This window comes from Vibrio caribbeanicus ATCC BAA-2122, assembly GCF_000165125.1.
Classification (GTDB): domain Bacteria; phylum Pseudomonadota; class Gammaproteobacteria; order Enterobacterales; family Vibrionaceae; genus Vibrio; species Vibrio caribbeanicus.
This window is the reverse complement of sequence record NZ_AEIU01000048.1, coordinates 1-3077: the sequence shown is the minus strand read 5'-3', so window position 1 is coordinate 3077 and position 3077 is coordinate 1. Positions and strand designations below refer to the sequence as shown.

Annotated in this window: 5 protein-coding genes and 1 pseudogene; all 6 read left to right on the top strand. The window is 38.6% G+C overall.

The genetic code is table 11. The features are described from left to right. Window positions 1–107: 107 nt before the first annotated feature. Window positions 108–689: an SMI1/KNR4 family protein gene (locus RH40_RS04305; protein WP_009600141.1), complete on the top strand. Its 582-nt coding sequence runs from the start codon at window positions 108–110 to the stop codon at window positions 687–689. A 228-nt stretch (window positions 690–917) separates the two neighbouring features. Beyond that, a complete protein-coding gene (locus RH40_RS04300; protein WP_009600140.1) occupies window positions 918–1244 on the top strand; it encodes a class I SAM-dependent methyltransferase in 327 nt (108 codons plus the stop codon). A 42-nt stretch (window positions 1245–1286) separates the two neighbouring features. Continuing rightward, window positions 1287–1460: pseudogene (locus tag RH40_RS20780) on the top strand (DUF6881 domain-containing protein); the annotation flags it as partial. Window positions 1461–1722: 262 nt separating this feature from the next. Further along, a complete protein-coding gene (locus RH40_RS20975) occupies window positions 1723–1929 on the top strand; it encodes a hypothetical protein (protein WP_009600138.1) in 207 nt (68 codons plus the stop codon). Window positions 1930–1939: 10 nt separating this feature from the next. Continuing rightward, entirely contained in the window at window positions 1940–2314 is a 375-nt protein-coding gene (locus RH40_RS04290) for a hypothetical protein (RefSeq protein WP_009600137.1), read from the top strand. Window positions 2315–2474: 160 nt separating this feature from the next. Then, the gene (locus RH40_RS04285) at window positions 2475–2924 is read left to right on the top strand and encodes a hypothetical protein (protein WP_009600136.1); all 450 of its coding nucleotides are present in this window, start codon (window positions 2475–2477) and stop codon (window positions 2922–2924) included. Window positions 2925–3077 lie beyond the last annotated feature (153 nt).

The following is a 3077-nucleotide window of genomic DNA, read 5'->3' as shown; positions in this document are numbered from 1 at the left end:
CTTGGGGGGAGGCCGTTAGTGCGGACGAATTCAAAAGCTTCATTGAATACTATGGGATTAATTTGTCGTAAATAAATAAAATAAATAAAGGACAGGCACCAAATCTAATGAAAACAACAATAACTGAATTTTTAAGTACAATCTTAACTTATTTATTGAAGTGGCAATTTCCAGTTTGTAAATTCTTGAATGACGGTCTTGAAGAGTCAGAAATTAGAGCGTTATTTAACAGTTCAGGAATAACACCAACTAATGAACTCATAGAATTGTACCAATGGAGAAATGGCACAAATATAGTTCAAGGAACGATGCTTGATGATATCCAGATTATTCCGGGATTTCATTTTTTGAGCTTACAGGATTCAGTTAACAATTACTCGGCCATGAAAAATGATAAGCGATGGAACCCTAGCTGGTTCCCTATTTTCGCAAATGGCGGCGGTGACTTCTATGCCGTCGATCTATCTCAGTCGACCGGCGACACCGCTCCTATTATTGGCTTTATTCTGGGAGAAGCAGAACAAGAAATAGAGTATCAAAGTTTAACTACGATGCTCCTTACATTTTGTGAATGCTACGAAAACAAAGTTGTATTCAGAACAGAAGGTGGATACTTAGAAATGGATGATGACGAGCAAGCAGAAATAGCCCTTAAACATAACCCCGAAGTGAAGTTTTGGCAAAGTTAGATAATTTGATGTTCCGGGTGGAGTAAATATATAAAGGACAGGCACCAAATCTAACGCTAGGTTTGGTGCTTTTTTATTTGGTTTTTCTTTTTTAGGACACACACCTTTCGAGGAGAGCTCATTCATTCAGAGGTGTCAGAATAATTCTGTGATGTCTCTAATTTTATTGAGTTTTTTTGGGGGCCATTTTGCCTTATCATGCGGCCTTACTTTCAAAGAGGTCTGCGCATGAATTATGAAAAAGGGTATTTCAGTAACGGCAACGTACAGTACGATGCAGCGAAAGAATTACTTACCCTGATCCCCACAAACCCACGCTCGTTGCTGGATATCGGATGTGGCTCGGGCAAAGTCTCTCACCTCATTTATCAAAATGTTTCCCCAAAGCAAATGCTTTCCATTGATATCTCTCAAGCGATGCTTGAAGAGGTAGAGCATCGCTATCCCTCAAGTCCTATTGAATTTAGACACACTGATATTGTCCAATTTTCTTCGGATGAGGTCTATGATGTCATCATTTCAAATTCATCGTTCCAATGGTTTAAGAATAAATAAGATAAATACAGGACAGGCACCAGACCCTATCATTTCGGATATGCCTATGATGAAAATTTTATGGGTACGACACAGCTATCTGATACGACTATTCCATTAGAGGATGAAATCGCTGAAGACCTGCAATTCGTCCCAGAGTTAATAACAAGAGCCGAGTTTGAAAAGATATGGGAAAAAGCGACAAAAACTAAAACTATTCAGGACACACACCTTTAAATAAGTAATCTAAAAGCTGGTAAACTTGCGACCGTAGTAGTCAAAAGCTCTGATGAGGCGGCCGATTTATTCGGGGCAAGTTCTCAGCTTAGTAAAGCGGATAATTTGGTCTCGGGTGGTGGTGTTGCAAAGGGAACAGGCCCATACAAAACTGTATAGGGACATCATGTTCATGCGAAAGCGGCATTTAAAGATCACGTGTCGTATGGCAATAAAGATGGTTTTTCGATAAGTCAGAAGTTCATGTTTGGATCATGCAGCAATGACTAAATATCAAAGACAAGCATTTAAAGAGCTAAATCAAAACGGTAGGGCTAACACGCTTAAAGAACATACAACAATCGCGGTTGATGCTTTGATGGCTGGGGGCGCCAGTAGAGAGATGGCAAGATCTTTAACTGCTCAATCTCTTAATGCTTTGAGAAATAGTGGTGTGAGAACACCGACTAATATACCTTGGTATAAATAAGGGAAAGATAATGACAAATGACAAGCTGTTAGAAAAGTTTGGCCAAATATTAATGACTGAAGTTCGGGATAAAGCAATTGAAAAATATGAAATGATTGTTTCCGGTAGAATGAAGTCAGCTGCAGCTATAGAGTTCAATAAGCAACTGTCTGCTCTAAGTGATGACCAGTTATCTCTAATAAGAGAGGTTGTTGTAAACTCCATTGATGATGCCATTCATAACTTCTTATGGGTGATTGAACAACATGAAGATCATGTTGAGCTTATATGTTCAGAAGGAGCAAGCAAAGCCAATATGAATGACATCAGTGATGGACTCTCTGGAGAGATCTACACTGAGAATGGTTGGATTGCTCTATTCAGTAAATACAAAGAGAATTATTAAATAGTAATAAATAAAGGATAGGCACCAAATCTACTGAACGAAATGAGGCTTATATTAATGTTCAATCAGGGGAGAAAAGGGCCGTATTTTCAAATTTAAAGGTGATCTAAAAACGGTTAATAATATTGTTAATTGCGTCATGTTTAAGTAGGAATCTAATATGTCATTTGAAGAAGAGTTGTTAGCTGATCTAGATGGTTTTATAAAATCTGGCGATATTTCTATAGAAGATTCAAGTGAAGTCTATTTTGGTCGCCTTGCAGAGGTTTTTCCTTTAGGCGGTTCAAAGATTAACTGGGATCAAGTCACAGATTCAATTGTTGTTACCGCTAGCAATAAAAATGACGTGACGGAATGGGTTGACTTTTTTTACGAAACTATTGATGAAAAGAGTTTAAGTGGGAATCTTGTTTACATTAACGATAGTGCAATTGACTGTGCTTTAACCATGCCAGTTGAAACTTTAAAGCAATGCATTGAGCAGATATTGGAGTACCCTGGTCATCACTACTTAATAGGCGAAAAGTATACCTGGTGTATGACGTTCACAATGGAAGGTGATATGACTTTTGGATTTAAGCCAAAAACTATTCAGGACACACACCTTTAAATAAGTAATCTAAAAGCTGGTAAACTTGCGACCGCAGTAGTCAAAAGCTCTGATGAGGCGGCCGATTTATTCGGGGCAAGTTCTCAGCTTAGTAAAGCGGAGAATTTGGTTTCGGGTGGCGGTACAAACACGCCAGCTCAGCGATTGACTGAA